The 21,472-nt window shown below is 50.7% G+C and carries 16 protein-coding genes; 2 read left to right on the forward strand and 14 right to left on the reverse strand.

Translation table 11 applies throughout. The annotated features are described in order from the left end of the window. Positions 1-88 precede the first annotated feature (88 nt). The 5 genes from Q5741_RS15825 to Q5741_RS15845 all read right to left on the reverse strand — a co-directional run bounded on the left by Q5741_RS15825 (position 89) and on the right by Q5741_RS15845 (position 9,086). Complete coding sequence (locus tag Q5741_RS15825; RefSeq protein ID WP_305025087.1) at positions 89-1,648, reverse strand: extracellular solute-binding protein; 1,560 nt, start codon at positions 1,646-1,648, stop codon at positions 89-91. A gap of 154 nt (positions 1,649-1,802) precedes the next feature. Continuing rightward, complete coding sequence (locus tag Q5741_RS15830; protein WP_305025088.1) at positions 1,803-2,696, reverse strand: carbohydrate ABC transporter permease; 894 nt, start codon at positions 2,694-2,696, stop codon at positions 1,803-1,805. A 15-nt stretch (positions 2,697-2,711) separates the two neighbouring features. After that, a complete protein-coding gene (locus tag Q5741_RS15835) occupies positions 2,712-3,707 on the reverse strand; it encodes an ABC transporter permease (protein WP_305025089.1) in 996 nt (331 codons plus the stop codon). 311 nt (positions 3,708-4,018) lie between these two features. Continuing rightward, positions 4,019-7,342, reverse strand: coding sequence for an OmpL47-type beta-barrel domain-containing protein (locus tag Q5741_RS15840; RefSeq protein ID WP_305025090.1), 3,324 nt, complete (start codon positions 7,340-7,342; stop codon positions 4,019-4,021). Positions 7,343-7,751: 409 nt separating this feature from the next. After that, positions 7,752-9,086 (reverse strand): homocysteine synthase, encoded by a 1,335-nt coding sequence (locus Q5741_RS15845; RefSeq protein ID WP_305025091.1) that lies wholly within the window; start codon positions 9,084-9,086, stop codon positions 7,752-7,754. A gap of 695 nt (positions 9,087-9,781) precedes the next feature. Here Q5741_RS15845 and Q5741_RS15850 point away from each other — a divergent pair. Both Q5741_RS15850 and Q5741_RS15855 read left to right on the forward strand, forming a co-directional pair. Then, complete coding sequence (locus tag Q5741_RS15850; RefSeq protein ID WP_305025092.1) at positions 9,782-11,728, forward strand: endonuclease MutS2; 1,947 nt, start codon at positions 9,782-9,784, stop codon at positions 11,726-11,728. Positions 11,729-11,960: 232 nt separating this feature from the next. Further along, positions 11,961-12,431: a DinB family protein gene (locus Q5741_RS15855; RefSeq protein WP_305025093.1), complete on the forward strand. Its 471-nt coding sequence runs from the start codon at positions 11,961-11,963 to the stop codon at positions 12,429-12,431. Between the two features lie 78 nt (positions 12,432-12,509). Here Q5741_RS15855 and Q5741_RS15860 read toward each other — a convergent pair whose 3' ends face one another. The 9 genes from Q5741_RS15860 to Q5741_RS15900 form a co-directional block, all read right to left on the reverse strand. Then, positions 12,510-14,108, reverse strand: a complete 1,599-nt coding sequence (locus tag Q5741_RS15860; RefSeq protein ID WP_305025094.1) for a catalase — start codon at positions 14,106-14,108, stop codon at positions 12,510-12,512. Positions 14,109-14,198: 90 nt separating this feature from the next. Further along, positions 14,199-14,951 (reverse strand): 2-dehydro-3-deoxy-D-gluconate 5-dehydrogenase KduD, encoded by a 753-nt coding sequence (gene kduD / locus Q5741_RS15865; RefSeq protein WP_305025095.1) that lies wholly within the window; start codon positions 14,949-14,951, stop codon positions 14,199-14,201. 26 nt (positions 14,952-14,977) lie between these two features. Continuing rightward, positions 14,978-15,745, reverse strand: coding sequence for a DeoR/GlpR family DNA-binding transcription regulator (locus tag Q5741_RS15870; protein WP_305025096.1), 768 nt, complete (start codon positions 15,743-15,745; stop codon positions 14,978-14,980). A 30-nt stretch (positions 15,746-15,775) separates the two neighbouring features. Beyond that, the gene (gene kduI, locus Q5741_RS15875; RefSeq protein ID WP_305025097.1) at positions 15,776-16,609 is read right to left on the reverse strand and encodes a 5-dehydro-4-deoxy-D-glucuronate isomerase; all 834 of its coding nucleotides are present in this window, start codon (positions 16,607-16,609) and stop codon (positions 15,776-15,778) included. 198 nt (positions 16,610-16,807) lie between these two features. Continuing rightward, positions 16,808-17,143 (reverse strand): cytochrome o ubiquinol oxidase subunit IV, encoded by a 336-nt coding sequence (cyoD, locus tag Q5741_RS15880; RefSeq protein ID WP_305025098.1) that lies wholly within the window; start codon positions 17,141-17,143, stop codon positions 16,808-16,810. A 1-nt stretch (position 17,144) separates the two neighbouring features. Continuing rightward, positions 17,145-17,753, reverse strand: a complete 609-nt coding sequence (gene cyoC, locus Q5741_RS15885) for a cytochrome o ubiquinol oxidase subunit III (RefSeq protein ID WP_305025099.1) — start codon at positions 17,751-17,753, stop codon at positions 17,145-17,147. After that, complete coding sequence (locus Q5741_RS15890; protein WP_305025100.1) at positions 17,753-19,723, reverse strand: cbb3-type cytochrome c oxidase subunit I; 1,971 nt, start codon at positions 19,721-19,723, stop codon at positions 17,753-17,755. Before Q5741_RS15890 ends, cyoC begins: the two co-directional genes overlap by 1 nt. A 21-nt stretch (positions 19,724-19,744) precedes the next feature. Beyond that, positions 19,745-20,752 carry a COX aromatic rich motif-containing protein gene (locus Q5741_RS15895; protein ID WP_305025101.1) on the reverse strand — a complete coding sequence of 336 codons (1,008 nt, stop codon included), beginning with the start codon at positions 20,750-20,752 and terminating at the stop codon, positions 19,745-19,747. 273 nt (positions 20,753-21,025) lie between these two features. Then, positions 21,026-21,301: a hypothetical protein gene (locus tag Q5741_RS15900; RefSeq protein WP_305025102.1), complete on the reverse strand. Its 276-nt coding sequence runs from the start codon at positions 21,299-21,301 to the stop codon at positions 21,026-21,028. Positions 21,302-21,472 lie beyond the last annotated feature (171 nt).

Genomic DNA, 21,472 nt, shown 5'->3' on the forward strand with positions numbered 1-21,472 from the left:
GACTCTGCCGGTATTTACCGGCAGAGTCCTTGGATTGAGAGTCGAATCTCGGATTGGTTTAAGGCAGCGCTTTACTTCATCCCTGATCTTACTTAATCCCTTTTTTCTGGACGTATTCCTGCCACTGCTTGGTATACTCGCTTTGAATTTTGTCCAGTCCAGCCTGCTGTGCTTTCTGGAGGAACGTATCAAGACCTTGGTTCACATCGTCCACCAGCCCGGCCTGCAGCGGATAAAGATACTGCTTCTCGACCTGCTCCAGTGCGGCTTTCTCGGCCTGATACGATGTATAGTCTTCAGCAAACCCGGTGAACAGGTCCGGCTTCTGGATTTTATCCAGCTCTTCGAAGATTTCCTTCACGCCGTCAAACCCTTCGTCAAACAGCATATATTCCGGGTTGCGCCAAGCCCAGCCATTCATCGCTTCCCGCGGAAAGCCGTTGCTGGTCGCATCGCCGGCAAGCTTGTAGTAACCGTTCTCTACCGTATAGTTTTTGCCTTCAATACCATACTGGGTCAACAGGTTATATCGTTTATCGGTCACCAGCTTCTCGTAGAACTGCAGAGCACGTTCCGGATTTTTGCTGCTCTTCGGAATGGCGAATCCATTGTGGATCGGATGCACCGGTGTTGCAAAGCCGGTCGTCAGCGGGAACGGGTAGTACTCCAGCTTCCAGTCCGGATGGGTCGATGCAATTTTGATCTTCATATCGTTATAACGGGTCGGATTGTCGCCAAAGATACTTGCCGCCTTGCCTGAGGTTACCTGATCCTGCAGGGTATCCTTTACATTCAGCACGTTCTTCGGAATGAATCCTTTCTCAGACCAGCGTTTTAAGGTGTTCAGCTCTTCCTTCTGCTCATCGGATCCCCAATATTTGTAGACTTCCGTCGGTTTCTCATATTTGATGCCAATACCGTAAGGCAGGGCACCGATGCTTTTGGTTACGAGCTCTGTATACCGGTCATGCAGGTTGCCCTTTACATCGCTGTTCAGCGAAACCGGACGCATCTGCGGCTCGTGCTGTTTGATGCCATCCATATAAGCCTCGTAGCTGGCCAGGTCGGTTGGCTTCGGCAGATTGTATTTTTCGCGCAGATCTTCACGCCATACAAAGCCGTTGGTTACATACTCCTTGTACGTGGATGGTACGGTATAGATCTTTCCGTCAATTTTGACCGCCTCCCACATCTCCTGCGGCACAAATTTCTGCAATTCCGGCGCGGCCTTCGGCAGCAGATCATCCAGGGCAAGGAAAGCCCCCTTCTTCGCGTAAGCCTGATACTGCGTCCAGTCGGCGGTGAAGATCAGGTCGATGGATTGTCCCGAGGACAGCAGCAGCTTATATTTTTGATCCCAGTCCGTCCAGGTGGTGTAGTTAAATTTGACGTTGGCATTCAAGTCCTTCTCGGCCAGCTTGTTAACCTCTGCTTCGATCGTCGACAGATCCTTCGGTGCATCCCCCAGCATGTAAAACTGGAGCGTGACCTTCTTGGAGCTGCTCTGCCCTCCGGAAGCATCACTGCCGCCTGTTTCCGTTCCGGAACCCGAGCTGCCGCTGCAGCCTGCCAGCAGGGCCATCAGCAAAGTTACTGCAAGTGCAATTGAACCGCGTTTACGAGCTTTAGCTTTTTTGATCTGTTCCATGACAAGCCTCCCTGTTCTTATTGATTTGACAGGATTCCAAGCACAAGACAGCTGCATTGGAATGCTGCAAAACACTGGTTTTAATTAAATAAGTTAATGTAATCGCTTCCGATATTCTCATCCGCTTTTGCCTTTATTCCCGGGGCCCTGACGCTTAACCTTTGACCGCCCCGATGGTGAGCCCTTTTACGAAGAAACGCTGGATGAATGGATAGAGCAGCAGAATCGGACCGGTGACAACAATGGCCATGGCCATCTTGGTTGACTCTGTCGGCATATCCCCGCTCAGCGACACGCCGGTCCCGGCTCCCATCTGGGAAATAAACTGTGCGGAATTAATGACGTTATAGAGATAATACTGCAGCTGATATTTGTGCGGATCGTTGATGAACAAGGATGAGGAGAACCAGTCATTCCAGTAGGCCAGGGCGAGGAACAACCCCACCGTGGCGATACCCGGCATGGAGAGCTGCAGCACAATACGATAGTAGATTTTGAAATCCCCTGCACCGTCAATCTTGGCTGATTCGAACAGCTCCTCAGGCACATTGGAACGGATAAAGTTTTTCATCAGAATAATCAGGAATGGTGTCATGAGCCCCGGGAAAATCAGGACTGTATACGTATCCAGCAGGTTCAGATATTTGGTAAGCAAAATATACCACGGCACCAGCCCGCCCCCAAAGAGGGTTGTAAAGTAGATATAAAACGAGAATGCATTCCGGTACTTGAAATCCCGACGTGCCAGGACATAACCTGCCATTGTCATCATGAAGAGTCCGAGTGTTGTACCGACTACTGTCGTAAATACCGTAACTCCGTAGGCCCGCAGCACCTCCTCTGGGAAGGTAAAGACGGTACGATATCCCTCAAAGGAAAACTCCTTGGGGATAAAATGGTACCCGTCCCGGATGATCGACTCGTTGCTCGTCAGCGATGCCGAGATAATGAGCAGGAACGGCAGCAGACAGGCAAGCGATCCGATAATTGTAACGGTATATGCCAGCCATTGGAATAAACGGTTGTAGGAATCATCCCGAATTCGCATGCTCTCTCCTCCTCTCTAGAATAAGGCATAATCTTCATTCATCTTGCGGATGATGTAGTTCACCGTCATGATGAGCACGAAGCCGAACAAGGACTGGTATACCCCTGCCGCCGATGCCATACCGACATCAAAAGTGACTTTGAGTGAACGATATACGTACGTATCCAGAATGTCGGTGGTGTTATAGAGGACTCCATTGTTGCCGATCAGCTGGTAGAACAGGTCAAACTGGCCTTTCATTATGGAGCCCAATGCGAACAGCAGAAGAATCACAAAGGTCGATTTCAGCATCGGCACGGTGATATACCAGATCCGCTGAAAGATATTTGCTCCGTCAATCCGGGCCGCTTCATAATACTCATCGCTGATGCCCGTAATAGACGCCAGATAGATGACCATGCTGTAGCCGAGATTTTTCCACAGATAGAACAGGATAATCAGAAAAATCCAGGCCCACGGCTTGTTATACACATCGACCGGGTCCACGCCAAACTGGGCCAGCATCGTGTTCAAAAAGCCATTATCATAGTTGAAGATGTTATACACGATAACACTGAGAATAACGAAGGATACGAAATAAGGCAGGAACATGACCGACTGGGCCAGCTTCTTGAACCAGTGAATACGCAGCTCGCTCAGCAGGATTGCGCAGAAGATCGCCAGCAGGTTGCCGATAATAATAAAGGCTGCATTATAGCCGATGGTATTCAGCGTCAGCTTCATCAATGTGCCGGATTTCCATAGAAACTCGAAGTTCTGCAGTCCCACGAACGGTGCATCAAACAGGCTGGTGTTGAAGTCAAACTGGGTAAAAGCGTAATAGATACCGACCATGGGAATGTAGGAGTTAATGAAGAAGAAAACCAGGGTCGGCAGCAGCATGAGGAAGAGTATCCGGTTGCGGATCAGCTCATGCCAGAAGCCTTTTCTCTTTCCTGCCGAAAGCGGCCTGCCGTCCTTGTATAAATCGGCGGTGAGTGTGCGGGTTCCTTCCGGTGCAGGTTGGCTCAATGTAATCCCCCTCCTTTGACGGATAATGGACCATTCAGGATGCTCATAGGCTGTGCCTGAGCGGTTATGTATTCAGTATGTGTAAGCGCTTAACAAATGCCAAGTGAAGGTTTCCCACAACAGCGAACAATGCTGTAATCTGAGGAGTGAACAATATATACCCGGGTGTACAAAATTGCGGCAGATCGCCGTAAAAGGCCGATCTGCCGCGGTTTTTCCTTACAGTTTCCCTTCTTGAGTCAGGCATTCTCGTTCTTCGGGGAAGATCAAGTTTATGCTGTCTCTTCATGAACAGCGGTATCGCATGACGACTATTTAACCCGCAGCTTCACCTCTTTGCGGGTCACGTTGCCGGCCAGATCCACTGCAGAATAGGTTATCGTGTAAATACGTGTTTTGCCCCGTTCCGGTCGAACGGCCTTCAGGCTGAACTCTGTATCGCTCGTGCCGAACTCCGCTCCTTGGACATCCGCTGGATGGAGGCCCCCTTTCTCGTTTGTCGTGATAGAATCCAGCGTTATCCTTGCGATTCCTGAATGGCGGTCACTGGCCTGCACTTGAATAACGACTGGCACCATCTGTCCATTCGCCGGTCCCAGTACCGTCTTGTCCGCCGACACCTTCAGACTTGGCTTCGTCCGGTCAATCCGGACAGATAATGACTGCACTTCTTCCAGCAGCCCGTTCCCGTCTTTACTGCGGTAGAGCAGCGTATGCTCTCCTTCCTTCCCGATATGAAGCGGTTTGGTATACACCTTCCAGCCCTGTTGATCCAGATTGTATTCCGTCATTACAACCTTCGAGGTGTTATCGGCTGCTGTCAGGGTTACCTTGGCTTCAGCAGCATACCAGCCGTCCAGCGTTTGCGGCGCCCGCGATTCTACAGCAGCCTTCGTTGAGGGCGGCTGCTCATCTGTAATGATGATCCAGCTGATCTGCGGGTCTGAACTGCTGGCAGGTGCTCGGGCGGAACGATGAATCGTTACATCCAGGCTGCTATTCTGGATATTTACATCCGGATACTCCAGCACACTATATGCGTCCGTAAACACAAACCCTGATGTCTTGGTCTCACCATTCAGCATAATATCGGCAATCCGATTTCCTTTGGAGTATTGATACCATGGATCATAAAGACCGACATAAACCTTGTATTTGCCTGTGTTCAGATTAAATTTATAGGTCAAGTCGTTCCCTTTGCCTGCGAGCAAATACCGCAGCGAGGAGAACAGGTCTCCGTCCGCACCGCCAGAGCTGCTCGTTCCGTTCCCTACATAACCCCATGTCTGACCAACAGCAGGGTCATAGGCCTGATCGGGGATGTTGTAATTATGAAGAGAGTCTTTCATGACTTCGGACCACTTCTGGTAATCGCTTGTTTTGGCCCCTCCAGCATGAACAAAATAGACGGCCCGCTCCGGAATGACAGAGACCACTGTTCGGATTTCCTTGCTGCCGTACTGGGGCAGCGTTCCCTTGACCGTTACCGTTCCCGGCTTGGCGAAGTCCTCTGTCTTAATGTTCCATACAACCGGTGTATCCTGTGTCATACCATCTGATGCCGTTACATTGATGACCGGAGGGAGGGCCGGTATCTGTCCAGGCTTCACCTGATCCGGCAGCCGGGTATTCACCTGAATGCGTCCCATTCCATTCAGCAGATCCAGCTGCCAGCTGTCGTACCATTTCAGCATGATGCTGTCATCTGTACCGAACTCGATCGGCAGCCAGATGTAACGAGAGTCCTTCAGATTGCCCTCATTCCACCGGTCGCCCATATAGATGAATTTACCACGAGCGGCATCTACCGGGATGACATGCGTACTTTGAGAGTCAAATGTGGTTGAAGCCTTTGTTCCCATGGCAAAATCACGCATCGGCTTCCATTCGCCCAGAATATCATCTGCCACGGTATACCTGGACTTGTTGGGTGCCCAGCCGGTCGCCCCGGAGGTGATCAGATAATACTTGCCCTGATATTTGAAAACAGCCGGTGCCTCGCGCTGCGCTCCCGGGAAGACACGAATGTAGTCCTCGCCATATACAGCTTTGTAGGTGGTATCCCGCGCCGTCTGGCCGTCCCTGTGCCAGCCGGTCACATCGGTATAGCTGTCGTTCAGCTTGGAGATGTAGATCGTCATATTCTCTTCACTGGAATAAATGAGATAGGCTGTACCGTCATCATCTTTGAAGAGCGTCATATCCCGCGCCATCCCCGGCTGATTCGGCTGCCCGTTATACTCGGCGTCTTCCGGCGCCCGGTCCATCCGGTTGCTCTCCTGATACACGAAAGGGCCTGTCGGCGAGTCACTCAGGGCATATCCGGCCTCTGCCTTGGCATAGTTAGCATTCGAGGTTGCACTCGGTCCATCCGTATGCATCCACATTACGTATTTGCCCGTCTTGTCGTTATAGATGACTTTCGGACGCTCGATAATTCGCTGTGTGCCGATATCATTAAAGATGTCTCCACGGTCCGTCCGTCCTGCATAGAGGCGGGAGATTAGCGGATCCGTATCGAACTGGTCCATCGATTCTATGGCTGTCAGCGCCAGTCCTTCGTCCTTCCAGTTGTAGAGATCCTGTGAAGAATAAACTCGTACCCCCCGTGCGGGCAGGTAGCCGTTCGTTTTGTCCTCACCATACCAGTAATAGGTTGCCGTCTGTTCATCGTACATGATCCCTCCGCCATGGGCCTGGATCACCGCCCCATTCGTATCTCTCCAGACAGCTCCGGGTGTAAAAGAATCGTATGACGCCGCAGTCGTTAATCCTGCAACAGCCTGCTCCAGTGCTGCCAGTTGAACACGAATGGCATCCTGCAGTTCCTCGACAGGGATTCCGGCTTCCCTTACTTCCGTCAGCCAGGCCTGCGCCGCTGCTATTGCTTGCTGGACAACGGATACACTGTATTGCGTATAGCCAGGCTGAGCAGCGGCAGCAGAAGCCTCAGCGATCTTCGCCTCCACATCTGCCAGCGGCAGCGTGACACTCTGCCGGACAATCATATAGTTAACCAGCGGATCATTGTAATTGGTTAACGCCGCGGTGCTTGGTCCCTGGACCACAACCTGCAGCATACCATCGTCAACATGAACTCTCCGCTTGGTGAATTCCTTCTCCGCATTGTAGCTTCCAATATCGTAATCGCCGCCGGTTACGTTCGCGCCCTCCATGAGGATATTGACCGTGCGTCCGCTCCAGGGATTCTTAAATCCTACGGTCACGTCATAATCGCCTGCCGGCAGTTCAAATTGGTAGCCAAGCGACTTATCGCGGACTTGAGGACCGTTGTAATAACGAAGCGATCCGTTCTTGCTGGAGGTATCACTGACCTGGACATTAGAGGTGGTTGTCGTCAGTCCCCATTGTTTACCCGTAACTGGATCAGGCCCGTATACCTGCTCGGTTACACTGGTGTACAGGCCCATTTTATCGCTGCCTTCTACCGTTCCTGGTGTTGGGTCTCCCGCATTTACCATGTATAGAATATAGTCGTTATCCTTTAACTGCTGATCTGTGAACACTGCTTCTGCTGGCTCTGGCTGTATACTATCGGCATGAACCTGAAAGGAAAAAACGGACGAGAACGTAATGGCCAGACTAAGTAAAAGTGAATACCGGCGAATTCGCATGCTTCAACTCCCTCTCTCGGAATTAAAATGGTTAAGGCGATCATTCCGGGTGATAGGTTGGCTCTGATCCCTCCTCATGTATCAAACTAGGCACACTGCTGAGCGTTTAGTTCGAGTTCACACCCGATTTGGATACGCTTACCGCTTTGCCTGTCTGTAGTCTAAGCCATAAAGATAGAGTGATTTCAATTGAACAATTCATAGTTAAGTGTACATATCTAACAAAATCTTCAATTTCACACGTCTGAGCTGCAGGATAATGTTAATGGTTACATGGCAAAAAAACTCCCGCTGGCTATGGCAGCAGAAGTTTTAATAAGGGCTATAAGATAGCTCATGTATCATCTATTACGCCTCTACCCCAACGGCAAAAAGCTGCCGGACTAAGTCCTGACAGCTTGTATTGGTCTTATACAGTCGCTCCTACCGCTTTCTGGCTGGCTGCGATCGCCTGATCCAGATCCCGGATAATATCCTGAATGTTCTCCGTACCGATGGACAGACGCAGGAGTTCCGGACGAACACCTGCGGCAATCTGTTCATCCTCTGTGAGCTGCTGATGCGTTGTACTGGCCGGATGAATAATCAATGACTTGGAGTCACCCACATTCGCGAGGTGCGAGAACAGCTTCACATTCTCAATCACCTTGCGGCCTGCAGCCACACCGCCCTTGATCCCGAATGTCAGAATGGCACCCTGTCCATTCGGCAGGTATTTGCGCGCAAGCTCATAGGATGGATGGCTCGGGAGACCGGCATAGCTCACCCATTCGACATCCGGATGCTGTTCCAGATGCTGCGCGACGGCTAAAGCGTTGCTGCTGTGACGCTCCATCCGCAGATGGAGCGTCTCCAGGCCCTGCAGCAGCAGCCACGAGTTGAATGGGGAGATAGGTGCGCCTAGGTCGCGCATCAACTGAACCCGCGCCTTAATAATGTAGGCCAGCGGCCCAACCGCTTCCGTATATACAACACCATGATAACTTGGATCGGGCTGTGTCAGGCCAGGGAACTTGTCATTGGCTGTCCAGTCGAACTTACCGCCGTCCACAATCACGCCGCCGATGGAAGTGCCATGTCCGCCGATGAATTTGGTGGCTGAATGGACGACAATATCAGCACCATGCTCGATAGGACGAAGCAGGTATGGACTTGGGAACGTATTATCCACAATCAGCGGAATCCCATGTTCGTGGGCAATGGCCGCTACCGCTTCAATATCCAGTACGCCGCCGCTCGGGTTGCCGATCGTTTCAGCATACAGCGCCTTGGTTTTGTCTGTAATAGCTGCGCGGAACTGTTCCGGATCTTCCGAGTTCACAAACTTCACCTGGATACCCAGCTTCGGCAGCGTATTGGAGAACAGGTTGTATGTACCCCCATATAGACTCGCCGAGGATACGATCTCGTCACCTGCGCCTGCAATATTCAGGATTGAGAAGGTGATCGCTGCTTGTCCGGATGCAGTAGCCAGTGCCCCTGCCCCGCCTTCCAATGCAGCTACACGCTGCTCGAACACATCGGTAGTCGGATTCATAAGCCGGGTATAAATGTTACCGAATTCCTTCAGCGCGAACAGGTTGGCCGCGTGCTCGCTGTCCTTGAAACCGTACGATGAAGTCTGATACAGAGGCACCGCCCGTGACAGCGTTGTCGGATCAATCTCCTGGCCTGCATGGACAGCCAGACTTTCCAGACTTAGTGTAAATGGATCTCCCAGTCCTGCTTGTTTTTCTTCAGACATGCTAACGTCCTCCCCATAGTTAAAATACATATCAAGAAAAATGCATATCAAGTACAAGTTCCGCTGCCTTCATGGTGTCATGTTTTTTCATATTCTCTCATAAAGGGAAACAATTGAAAAGCGTTATTTCATACTAAACGGATAAGAATTATAATCCAGGCGAATCCGCATCCATAATCGAATATAACGATTCTTTCCGCTCTTCGCAGCTTGACTTGGATCCAAAGCTCCCGCTATATTAGGGGTAACCTTATTTGTTAAAGGAGAGCTCTTGATGTCGGTGAATGTTCTTAACTAATTAATTTCATATCGGTAGTGAAGATTGCCTGAAGCAAGGCCGCTGATCGGCCCTGTTTTTTTCATTGCGCCCTCTTTGCCCGAGTGAATAGTTAAGAACTTACGGATTTCAATTGAAGCCTGGGTAGTGTCCGGCGATCATCCGTGCTGAGTTCAGCACGGATTTTTTGTACCTTTTTGCGGTGTTTTACTTGTTAAAGCTTTCTAATGGAAACAGGCGGGATGGACCCTATAGGCGTCCTCTAACCTCTCCCGAGCTAATAGCAAGTATAAGACATCCAGAATACAGTACAGTCGGAGCATGGTCCCATTTCAGGGCGGAGAATGAACGTGATGTTCATTCTCCGCCCTTTTTGCTTTTCCTTTTTCAAAATTCAAATATCAAAGGAGAGATCCCCGTGAACGAAACCTATCTCGAACGACTCCAGTATCACCAAATCAAAAATCAGCTGACCCAATGCGCCGTCTCCTATCTGGGTAAACAACATATTCAGGAGCTGCGCCCGTTCACCGGACTGCGTCAGGTTGAGCAGCAGCTGCATGAAACCTCCGAAGCAATGGCCCTGCTGAAGCAGGGAGCGAGCGTCCCTATTCCTTCCCTGGAAGGCATTGAGTGGGTGCTCGGTATACTGGGCAGCGGTTATGTGCTGACGGAACAGGACTTCGGCCACATTCAGCAGTTTCTGCGCAGCTGTAGGCAGCTGATACGTTACATGGACGGGAAAAGCGCAATCGCTCCAACCATCAGCTCCTACACCTCAAGCATGCATGAGCTGGGCAGCCTGTTGAATGCGATTGAGGAATCTATCTACAGCGGACGCGTCACAGACACGGCCAGTAAAGAGCTGGCTCGGGTCCGGAAGAAGATCGCCGTCATGGAAGACCGGCTGAAACGCCGGCTGGATGCCCTCCTCATCAAGCACCGTGAAATCATGCAGGACGCGCTGATCTCTCAGCGTAACGGCCGTTATGTTCTCCCGGTCAAAAAAGAACACCGCCGTCTCGTCAGCGGCATGGTCGTCGATGAATCCGCCAGCGGCCAGACTGTGTTCATTGAACCGGCCGAAATTTCATCTCTCCAGATGGAACTCAGCTCCCTGCGCGCTGAGGAAGGGCGTGAAGAAACAAAGGTACTCAGTGCGCTGACTGAACAGGCTGAGCGGTATGCATACGAGCTTCAGCTGAATGCCGATACCGTCGGAGTCTATGACTACATCCTTGCCCGCGGCAAGCTGGGTCTGCGGATGAATGCCCGTACGGTGGAGGTCAATGAACAGGGGATCATTCAACTGCGGCAGGCACGTCATCCCCTGCTTGGTGATAGCATGGTGCCGCTCGATTTTGCTATGGGTCATGGTTATAAGACACTGATCATTACAGGCCCGAATACCGGCGGCAAGACCCTTTGTCTCAAAACGGTAGGCCTTCTCACCTTGATGGTACAGTCCGGACTGCTGGTCCCCGTCGGAGAAGGCAGCCAGTTCGCCATTTTCGATGAGGTGGCTGTTGATATTGGAGACGGTCAGAGTCTGGAACAGGCATTAAGCACCTTCTCAGCTCATATTCGCAACATGAATCAGATTCTTGCTGCTGCCAATCCCTCGACCCTTGTTCTTATTGATGAGATGGCCTCAGGGACTGACCCGGGCGAAGGCGTAGGTCTGTCTATCGCAATCCTCGAAGAGCTGTATCAGCGGGGAACGACCGTGGTGGTGACCACCCATTTTACCGAGATTAAATCCTTTGCTGCCGCGACTCCCGGCTTCCAGAATGCCCGCATGGAGTTCGATACCGAAACGCTGGAGCCGCTGTACCGCCTCACCATTGGTGAAGCCGGCCGCAGCTATGCCTTTGAGATTGCCTCAAAGCTGGGATTCCCGCCCGCTTTGCTGGCCCGCTCCCAGGAGATTACGCTGTCCGCCACGATAAGCAAACCGGTTATACCTAGGATGGAATCCCCGGTTTCTCACGAAGCCCCAGTGGAGACGGCTGTAGAGAAGAAGCCTGAAGCATCTCATACACTACCTGCCGGGCAGACCCGCCAGCCGCTGCAGATCGGGGATAGTGTCTACATCCATTACCTGCGCAGAACAGGCATCGTCTATGAAACGGAGGATACCCGTGGTCAGGTTGGCGTTATGATCCAGAAGCAAAAGTTAAAAATAAACCGCAAACGGCTCACGCTTCATATTCCCGGCAGCGAGCTGTATCCGGACCAATATGATCTTGATATCGTCCTGGACTCTAAGGAGAACCGCAAGAAACGGAAGCTGTTGTCTCGCAAGCACGTCGAGGGATTAACGATTGAGAAGCCATCTGATGAGAACTGGGGAAAGAAAGAATAGTCTGAACATCCGATTACGATATGAGCAGCAGCTCAGGATGACCAGACTGATTCTACTTCATTCAAGAAGCTTGATTCGGCATCAGGGAACACTGGCACAAATCAAGGTGGAACTCAGCCTGCAGGATGTAATTCCTGCATTCATAAGCCTGCTCTGACAATCATGCTCCCTTCATGCGGTATACTGTTCTTAATGAAGTACTCACGGACAAACAGGAGGATCAAAAGAGCCTATGCATCCCATCGAGCTATTCCCTTATCGTAATGATATTCGAACCGTCCTGCTTCCCTATCTTCAGCAGCTCCCTGAATCTAATTGGTTTCGGACACATTCTGATCACCCTAACTCTGTCGCCTGGATCATCCAGCATATCAGTGACAGTGAGGCATCCTGGCTGCATACGGCAGGACTTCATGCACACCTAGATCGCGATACAGCTGCAAGGAATCACCAAGCCTCACCTGCTGAGTTGATCGACCGCTACATCCGAATCCGTCTGAAGAGTGACCGCGTGCTGCGCGATCTTTCCATCACCGATCTGAAACGGCTGATCGAACTGCCTAAGTACAGTGACGGATGGACTCCACCCTCTCCGCCGACGCTTCGCTGGGTGTTCCACCATATCTATGAGCATGAAGCTTATCACGCCGGGCAGATTGGTGTTATCGCCCGTCTTAACGGCTTTGCTGTCCCACTTTTTTAGGAACATCGATCTCCGCAGAAGGAAATACACAAAGACCCGAATGTCGTTAGACATTCGGGTCTTTGGATTACCTTGTCATTAATAAGGGTCTGCTTCATGACCTTCCTGCTCGGCCTTGCGGGCAGCCGCATCTGCCGATGCTTTCCCTTGACCGTTCGCAGCCATTGACATGTCCGCTTCCTTGAGGGCTTCTGCCACCCGGCGGCCATAGTCCGTATCGGCTTCGGTAAAATAGCTGATCATCCGCTCACGGATATCATCCTTACACTGTACGAGAGCTGCCGCCAGGTTGGAGATCAGCTCGTCACGTTCCCAATCTTCGAAGGCACGATACGTATCGCCTGCCTGCTTGAAGTTGTTCTGGCGGTCGATCGGACTGCGTACGAGCTTGGCATTGTAATGGGGCTCATGATCCTTGCCCGTCTTCGACGCTTCCTTCAGCCCTCCCAAGGAGGAAGGTTCATAATTAACATGAGGGTTCTGTGCCGGCGCCCGGTCTGGCTCGATACGCATCTGACCTCCGCTCTGGTTCGTGGCAACCCGCTTCAACGGACGGTTAACCGGAACCTGCAGATAGTTGGCACCAACCCGGTGACGCTGGGTATCCGAATACGAGAAAGTTCGACCCTGCAGCAGTTTATCATCTGAAAAATCCAATCCATCGACCAGTACTCCTGTACCGAATGCAGCCTGCTCCACCTCCGTGAAGTAGTCTTCCGGGTTACGGTTGAGGGTCATTTTCCCCACCTTCAGGAATGGAAACTGGTCCTCCGGCCACAGCTTGGTAGGATCCAGCGGGTCAAAATCCAGCTCAGGATGCTCATCGTCGCTCATAATCTGCACACAGAGCTCCCATTCCGGATAATCTCCGCGTTCGATCGCTTCATACAAATCTACTGTCGCATGATTAAAGTTGATTCCCTGAATTTCATTAGCTTCCTGCTGGGTCAGGTTGCGGATCCCCTGTTTGAGCGGCTCCCAATGGTATTTAATCAGCACCCCTTCGCCCTCTTCATTTACCCATTTGTAGGTGTTCACTCCCGAGCCCTGCATCTGCCGGTAGTTCGCGGGAATCCCCCAAGGCGAGAACACGAAGGTAATCATGTGAGTGGCTTCAGGGCTCATGGAGACAAAATCAAAAAAGCGCTTCATATCCTGTGCATTGTATACGGGGTCAGGCTTGAAAGCATGCACCATGTCCGGGAATTTCAACGGATCGCGGATGAAGAAGATTTTCAGATTGTTCCCTACCAGGTCCCAGTTACCGTCCTCAGTATAGAATTTCACTGCAAAACCGCGCGGATCACGCAGTGTTTCCGGAGAGTGGCCGCCATGAATCACTGTGGAGAAGCGCACAAAGACCGGGGTCTGTTTACCAGGCTCCTGAAACAGCTTCGCACGGGTATATTTTGATACAGGCTCATCGCCTGCCTTGCCGTAAGCCTCAAAGATTCCATAGGCACCTGCACCACGAGCATGAACAACGCGCTCAGGAACACGTTCCCGGTCAAAATGCGAAATTTTTTCCAGAAAGTTATAGTTCTCCAGCGTTGTGGGTCCCCGGTTTCCGACCGTTCTAACATTCTGGTTGTCAGTTACCGGATGCCCTTGACGATTCGTCAGCGTTAATTCATCCTCGCGTTCACTTGGCTTGTTCTTCGATTCATGTTCGTTCATCGATTGGGCTTCCACCTTCCTGCTGATTTTAGACAGATGGGTACTCGTACCATTTTGCCCTGCAGGAAGTAACAATAATCACCCTTCAAGTTAACGGGCCATCCAGCCACCGTCAACATTCAGCACATGTCCGTTCAGATAATCAGAAGCATCTGAAGCCAGGAACACCACCGGGCCAGCCAGATCTTCCGGTGTACCCCAGCGGCCTGCAGGGATCCGGTTCGTAATATCCTGGTAACGGCCCTCATCCGCACGAATCTGCGTGGTATTATCCGTCACCATATATCCTGGTGCGATCGCGTTAATGTGCAGACCTTTAGATGCCCACTCATTGGCAAATGCTTTTGTTAACCCGGCAATTCCGTGCTTGCTCGCTGTATAGCCGGGTACATTGATGCCGCCCTGGTACGACAGCATGGAAGCGATGTTAATGATCTTCCCACTGCCGCGTTTCATCATATGGCGTCCTGCCAACTGGCTGAGAACAAAGGCTGTCGTCAGATTGAGGTCCATTACATCATGCCAGTCCTGCAGGGAATGCTCGGCAGCCGGCGTACGGCGGATAATACCCGCATTGTTAACCAGAATATCTACGTGGCCAAAGGCCTCGACGGCTCTCTGAAATATCGGCTCCAGCTCCCTCTCCTCACTCAGATCTGCTTTGATCCCGACAGCCTGGCGTCCCAGCGCCTTGATTTTGTCCACCGTCTCCTGTGGAAGAGAGTACGAGATGCACACCACATCTGCACCTGCCTCCGCCAGTCCCAGTGCCATGCCCTGTCCAAGACCGCCTGAGCTGCCTGTTACAACAGCCACTTTCCCTTCCAGATTGAATGCCTTCACACATTCTCCTCCTCCGCGATACCTTTTCACTTCGTCGTTTGCCCATAGTCCATCCGCAATCCTGCCTGCTCATAGATCTCCGCCGTTTCCCTGTCGAGTCCGCTGTCACTAATCATACCGTCCAGCTCGTCGCAGCGCGCGAACGTCCGAAGCGCAAAATGGCCGAACTTGTAATGATCCACCATCCCGTACACCTGCTGGGCTGCATGCATGAGTGCTTTCTTATAAGCCGTCAGCTCTCCCGTATAAATGGACAAGCCGAACTCGGGATGAACGGCCGTGGCCGATACAAATGCCTTATGGATATTGAGCTGCCGCACATACTGTACCGATTCTTCCCCTGTCAACACATTGCGGACTCTGGCACCGCCGGGAACGATCAGACGAATCTGATCGCGCCGCACCAGCTCGGAGATAATAAACAGATCATTCGTTATCACCGTCAGCTCCTGATTAGGAAGCCGTCTGGCCAGTTCCAGGATAGTGCTTCCTCCATCCAGTGCGATAATCTCACCGGCCTGGATATACGTTAGCGCCCTCTCGGCAATTTCAGCCTTCTCTGCATTGTGCTTACCGCTGGCCCCCTGGCTGGACAGAATTCCGTACTGGTCACCCTGCGCCAGAATAGCTCCGCCATGGACACGCACGAGCAGCCCCATCTGCTCCAGCTTGTCCAGATCCTCCCGGACTGTTTTACCGGTCACATCCAACAGCTCGCTCAGCTCCTGGACGGTTATTTCCTGTCTGGCAATGAGCGCTTCCATGATTTTCTCGTGTCTTTTTAATGGATTCATAGCTTCTCTCTTCTTCTGCAAAATAATAGACTACTTCAAAGCCTTCATGGCCACTCCATCCATATCATCAAAGGTCTGATTCTCACCGGCCATCGCCCAGCAGAACGTATAATTGCTTGTTCCGACACCACTGTGAATCGACCAGCTCGGCGAGATTACAGCCTGCTCATTGCGTACAACCAGATGACGGGTTTCGTCCGGTTCGCCCATCATATGAAAGACTACTGCGTCCTCAGGCATATTGAAATACAGGTATACTTCCGAGCGGCGGTTATGCGTGTGTGCAGGCATGGTGTTCCACATATTCCCTGGGTCCAGTTCTGTTATTCCCATAACGAGCTGACAGCTCTGAATGCCATCCTGATGGATGTATTTGTAGATCGTGCGCTCATTCGAGCTGCTTATGCTGCCCAGATGGCTCGGTGTGGCCTGTTCCTGTGCAGCTTTGACTGTAGGATATTTATGATGGGCAGGCGTCGAGACAAAATAAAAGCGTGGACTTTCTTCTCCGGCTCGGTGGCGGAATACAACTTCCTTAACTCCAAGTCCGATATACAAGCATTCTTTGGCAGCAATCTCGTAGCTCTCTCCGTCTGCTGTGATAACGCCGGGGCCTCCGGTATTAATAATGCCGATCTCGCGCCGCTCCAAGAAATAACCTGCGCCGATATCTTGGAGCGGCACCTCCAGCACAAGGTCCTTGCTGACAGGAACAGCGGAACCCACAATATACCGGTCAACGTGACTGTAAACGGTTACTAATGCATCTGCCGCAAAAAGATCTTCAATCAGGAACTCCCTGCGCAGCTTCTCTGTATTAAATGTTCGAACAGCCTCAGGATGGGATGCATACCGGTTTTCCATCTTAATCAATCCTCTCATCTGTAGTTAACTACTGTCTATCGTTTATATAAGTTCATATTAGTTCATTTATGTTCATTTTACCAGTCCTATTTTGAAGAATTTTACACCATTCAAATTCCTGAACAACAAAAAAACGACACTGCCTAAGGCAGTGCCGTTTAATTAAGATTCTCTCTTACAAGAGAAACCCCATTCTTATTAATGGGCTACCATGTTGTTCATCATGATCCATACGGAACCGCCAACAATCGTCAGCAGGATTACGATACCCAGAACCAGGGTCATGACATTGTAACGAGGACCGTTACCGTCACGGATGTGCATGAAGAAGAACAACTGGATGATAAACTGCAGCACCGCTGCAGCCAGGATCAGAACCAGCGTACCCGTCTCACCCATCATGTGATTCATGACAACAACCAGTGGGATAATGGTGAGTACGATGGAAAGAATAAAACCGATCACGTACGATTTTACGGAACCATGGCTTTCATGACCGTGTCCGTGCGAGTCGTGAGCTTGATGCTGTGCCATCTTACATCACCCCCATCAGGTAGACGACCGTAAGCAGGAAAATCCATACGGCGTCCAAAAAGTGCCAGTACAAGCTGAATACTGTGATTTTGCCGCGGGTTACATCGGTGATGCCGCGCTGCTTCAATTGAATCAGCAGGCCGATCAGCCAACCAAGACCAATCGAAACGTGGACACCGTGTGTGCCGACCAGCGTGAAGAACGCTGACAGGAACGCACTTGTTGTATACGTTGCACCTTCGTTAACCATTTCGATAAACTCGGATACCTCGAGCCCGATAAACCCAAGACCCAGTATACCAGTGATAATCAGCCAAGCCATCATTTGTTTCAGCTTACCTGCATTCATGGCCAGTACTGCGATACCACTAGTAAAGGAACTTGTCAGGAGCAGGAATGTTTCGATAATGACGCCTGTCATATTGAACAATTCTGCTCCATCAGGTCCGCCAGCGGTGTTGTTGCGAAGAACAACAAATGTTGCGAACAAGGTGCTGAACAAGATAACGTCCGTCACCAGGAAAATCCAGAAACCGAGCAGCTTCAGATCCTGAGGATCATGGTGCCCGTCATCATGGCCGTGGCCGTGATGTGCTGCTGCGTGTGACATTATACCGACCCCCTTAAAGCCGCTTCCGTGCGTTCAACTTCTTCTTTAGGGATGTAATAATCCGTATCATACGTGAAGGAACGGCAGATCATGCAGATCGCGACGCCGATCAGACCCGGAATTGCCATCCAGAGCCAGTTGAACACGAAACCAAAGCCGGCGATGAACCAGAAGACCGACATAATGATCGGAATTGCAGAGTTCTTCGGCATATGGATCGGCTGAACCGGTTTAGCTTCAGGCAGAATTCCATTCTTGCGGCGTTCTTTCTCTTCCCACCACTCGTCTTGCGAGCTTACATGCGGGATTGTTGCAAAGTTATATTCAGGTGCAGGAGATGGAATCGACCATTCCAGGCCGCGTGCATCCCACGGATCACCAGAAGCTTTCAGCTGTTTGTGACGACGAATACCTTCTGCAATCTGCCAAACCTGGAACAGGAAGCCCAGACCCATCAGAATGGCACCAATGGTGGATACCATGTTCAGCGGAGCCCAGCCGCGATCCCAGCCGTAAGTGCTCATACGACGAGTCATACCCATCAGACCGAGCGCGTACTGCGGCATGAAGCAGACATAGAAACCAATGTTCCAGAGCCAGAATGCCCAGTGTCCCAATTTCTCAGGAAGCATGAAGCCGAACATTTTTGGCCACCAGTAGTACATACCTGCGAAGTAACCGAACACCACACCACCGATCAACACTTGGTGGAAGTGAGCGATCAGGAAGTAACTGTTATGGAACTGGAAGTCAGCAGGTGCTACGGCCAGCATAACGCCTGTCATACCACCGAGTACAAAACATGGAATGAAGGCTACCGTCCACATCATCGGCTGTGTGAAGCGAATACGGCCGCGGAACATGGTGAACAGCCAGTTAAATACTTTAACACCTGTAGGAATGGCAATAGCCATCGTTGTAATCGCGAAGAAGACGTTGACGTCTGCCCCTGATCCCATCGTGAAGAAGTGATGGACCCAAGTGAAGAAGGACAGGACACTGATGATCAGCATCGCGAATACCATCGATTTGTATCCAAACAGTTTCTTTCTGGAGAAGGTTGCCACGACTTCGGAGAAGATACCGAAAGCTGGCAGAACCACGATATACACTTCGGGGTGACCCCACATCCAGATTAAGTTGATATACATCATCGGGTTACCGCCCATATCCAGTGTGAAGAAGTGGGCGCCGCCAAAGCGGTCGAGGAACAGAAGTGCCAGAGTAATCGTCAGAATCGGGAATGCAAAGATAATGATGATACATGTTGCAAATACGGACCAGGTGAACATTGGCATTTTCATCCAAGTCATCCCTGGAGCGCGCATCTTGATAATGGTAACCAAGAAGTTGATACCTGTTGCCAGGGAACCGATACCGGAGATCTGAATACCCCAGATATAGAAGTTCTGCCCGACACCTGGGCTAAACTGCAGCTCTGACAGAGGCGGATAACTCAGCCAGCCAGCGTCCGGTGAACCACCGATAACGAAGGACAGGTTGAACAGCATCGCACCCATGAAGAACAGCCAGAAGCTGAGTGCATTCAGGAATGGAAACGCAACGTCACGCGCTCCAATCTGAAGAGGTACCGCAATATTAAAGAGACCGAACATCAGCGGCATCGCCATGAAGAGGATCATGATCGTACCGTGAGTCGTAAATACCTGGTTATAGTGTTCCGGCTGCAGGAATTGCATGTCCGGCATCGAAATCTGTGCTCTCATCATCAGACCGTCCACGCCGCCGCGGAACATCATCAGAATAGCTGCCAGGATGTACATAATACCGACTTTTTTATGGTCAACGGTTGTTAACCAGTTTTTCCAGAGCCAGCCCCATTTTTTGAAATAAGTGAGTCCCGCCACAATTGCAATTGTGAAGATCGCAATCGATACGTCCGCACCGTAGATCAATGGATCGCCGGTTACGAAGAAATTGGACGCGAACTCTTTGATGTTGTCTAACATTGGGGGCCTCCTTTCCCGTGATTAATGTGAATCGCTAGAATGGTCTCCGTCTTCAAGGTCACTCGTTTTGTCTCCACCGTTCTCAACTTCCGTACCTGTGGATTCGCCATGCTCGTGACCCTTCTCGGAGGCTTTAACTACATATTTAGTAACAATATCCTTGAAGAGTCCTTCAGGGAAAGAAGAATATTTCTCAGGCTGTGATGGGCTTGGCTGAGCCAAAGCTTCATAACCTTCCTTGGTCAGCGGGTTGTTGCCATTCTTGACATCCGCTACCCATGCTTCGTAATCTTGCTGGCTTTTCGCGTCTACAGTGAATCGCATTTGTGCAAAATGCTCTCCGCTGAAGTTGGCTCCTGAACCGTAATAAGTGCCCACTTTATCGGCTTGCAGATACAGCTGCATCGCCATGCCCGACATCGTGTACACCTGACCGCCAAGCTCCGGCACCCAGAAAGAGTTCATCGGTGCATCGGATGTCAGTTCAAAATGAACCGGCACGCCCTCAGGAATCACGATCTGATTCACAGTGGCAATACCCTCATCCGGATACATAAACAGCCATTTCCAGTCCAGGGAAGTAACCTGGATGTTAATCGGCTTCTGCTGTGCTTTCTCGCTGGATGAAGTAGAAGCTGCCTTGGCAACCGATTGCGAATTGGAAGGCTCCAGCGCGTACGTATAGTTTGCTGTTACTACAGCGATGACAATGATAACTACGATCGGAATACCCCACCAGATCGTCTCAAGCTTGTTGCTGTGCTCCCACTTTGGCTGATAGCCTGCCTTACTGTCCGGACGATCACGGTAGCGCCATACGATAACGCCAGTCAGAATCAGAACCGGTACAATGATAATGGCACACAGAAGTGTCGTAATAATAATCAGATCGCTCTGCGCTTTTGCCACAGGCCCTGACGTATCAAATACGACATATCGTGCATCCGTAAAGAAGCAGGTCCAAATCAAAAGACCAACTGTCAGCACGGTCAAAACCAAAGCAAGCAGCATCTTGGTTTTTTTGTTCATGTTGTTCCCCTCTCTTCAATGCTTTAAAAGCTACGAAAAGCCATTTGTTAAGTCCTTATATAGGATACTACAAATCCGTAGATTTTTTAGCGTTGTTAACAAATTTGTCGATATTTCTTTTGATAAATGTGAATTATTTCTCACTTTCCCGGAACATCATCATAATAAATCTAAAAAAAACCCTTCGCCGACGGCTAATACCTTACCGTATGCAAAGGGTTTGTGTCATGCTGTACCGGTTCATAGCCGGGCCTCCAAAGAATACTCGTACGGTTAGAATCCGCCGCCGCCGTCATCCTCTTCCCTCCGGGACTGAATAGAGCCCGCCCATTTGCCAATGGAATAGACGAAAATACTGCCGACGATGAAGCCGATCCCGAGCATCAGGCCCAGGTTGCGGTCACTGAAATGATTCAGGTTAACAAGAACCATAATAATACCAACAACAGCTGCGATCACCGAGATGATCGTAAAAACGGAAACCATGCCCCGCATGTTCTTATCCTTCCGGTTATCGTTTCTGGATGGAGCAGTTGAATTTGTAGCCATGATCTTCACCCCTTCAAAGAGTATAAAACTCTCAGTTATAGTATTGCTGGTATATGCCCATTTTATTCATTTGCCTGGAGCCTGCCTCTTGCGGCATCCCCTTGATACAGCAGGTTTATATCTTTTATTAACCAAAAAAGGGATACTCTCTAACAGCCGGGCTGAAGAGAG

This window comes from Paenibacillus lacisoli (assembly GCF_030580655.1).
GTDB lineage: Bacteria > Bacillota > Bacilli > Paenibacillales > Paenibacillaceae > Paenibacillus > Paenibacillus lacisoli.

Bases quoted from the DNA above. Each gene is read 5' to 3' on its own strand.
- cyoC (WP_305025099.1), bottom strand. From the start codon at position 17,753: ATGTCACACGCAGCAGCACATCACGGCCACGGCCATGATGACGGGCAC.
- Q5741_RS15895 (WP_305025101.1), bottom strand. From the start codon at position 20,752: ATGAACAAAAAAACCAAGATGCTGCTTGCTTTGGTTTTGACCGTGCTG.
- Q5741_RS15830 (WP_305025088.1), bottom strand. From the start codon at position 2,696: ATGCGAATTCGGGATGATTCCTACAACCGTTTATTCCAATGGCTGGCA.
- Q5741_RS15860 (WP_305025094.1), bottom strand. From the start codon at position 14,108: ATGAACGAACATGAATCGAAGAACAAGCCAAGTGAACGCGAGGATGAA.
- Q5741_RS15840 (WP_305025090.1), bottom strand. From the start codon at position 7,342: ATGCGAATTCGCCGGTATTCACTTTTACTTAGTCTGGCCATTACGTTC.
- Q5741_RS15825 (WP_305025087.1), bottom strand. From the start codon at position 1,648: ATGGAACAGATCAAAAAAGCTAAAGCTCGTAAACGCGGTTCAATTGCA.
- cyoD (WP_305025098.1), bottom strand. From the start codon at position 17,143: ATGGCACAGCATCAAGCTCACGACTCGCACGGACACGGTCATGAAAGC.
- Q5741_RS15870 (WP_305025096.1), bottom strand. From the start codon at position 15,745: ATGAATCCATTAAAAAGACACGAGAAAATCATGGAAGCGCTCATTGCC.
- Q5741_RS15845 (WP_305025091.1), bottom strand. From the start codon at position 9,086: ATGTCTGAAGAAAAACAAGCAGGACTGGGAGATCCATTTACACTAAGT.
- Q5741_RS15890 (WP_305025100.1), bottom strand. From the start codon at position 19,723: ATGTTAGACAACATCAAAGAGTTCGCGTCCAATTTCTTCGTAACCGGC.
- Q5741_RS15855 (WP_305025093.1), top strand. From the start codon at position 11,961: ATGCATCCCATCGAGCTATTCCCTTATCGTAATGATATTCGAACCGTC.
- kduI (WP_305025097.1), bottom strand. From the start codon at position 16,609: ATGGAAAACCGGTATGCATCCCATCCTGAGGCTGTTCGAACATTTAAT.
- Q5741_RS15900 (WP_305025102.1), bottom strand. From the start codon at position 21,301: ATGGCTACAAATTCAACTGCTCCATCCAGAAACGATAACCGGAAGGAT.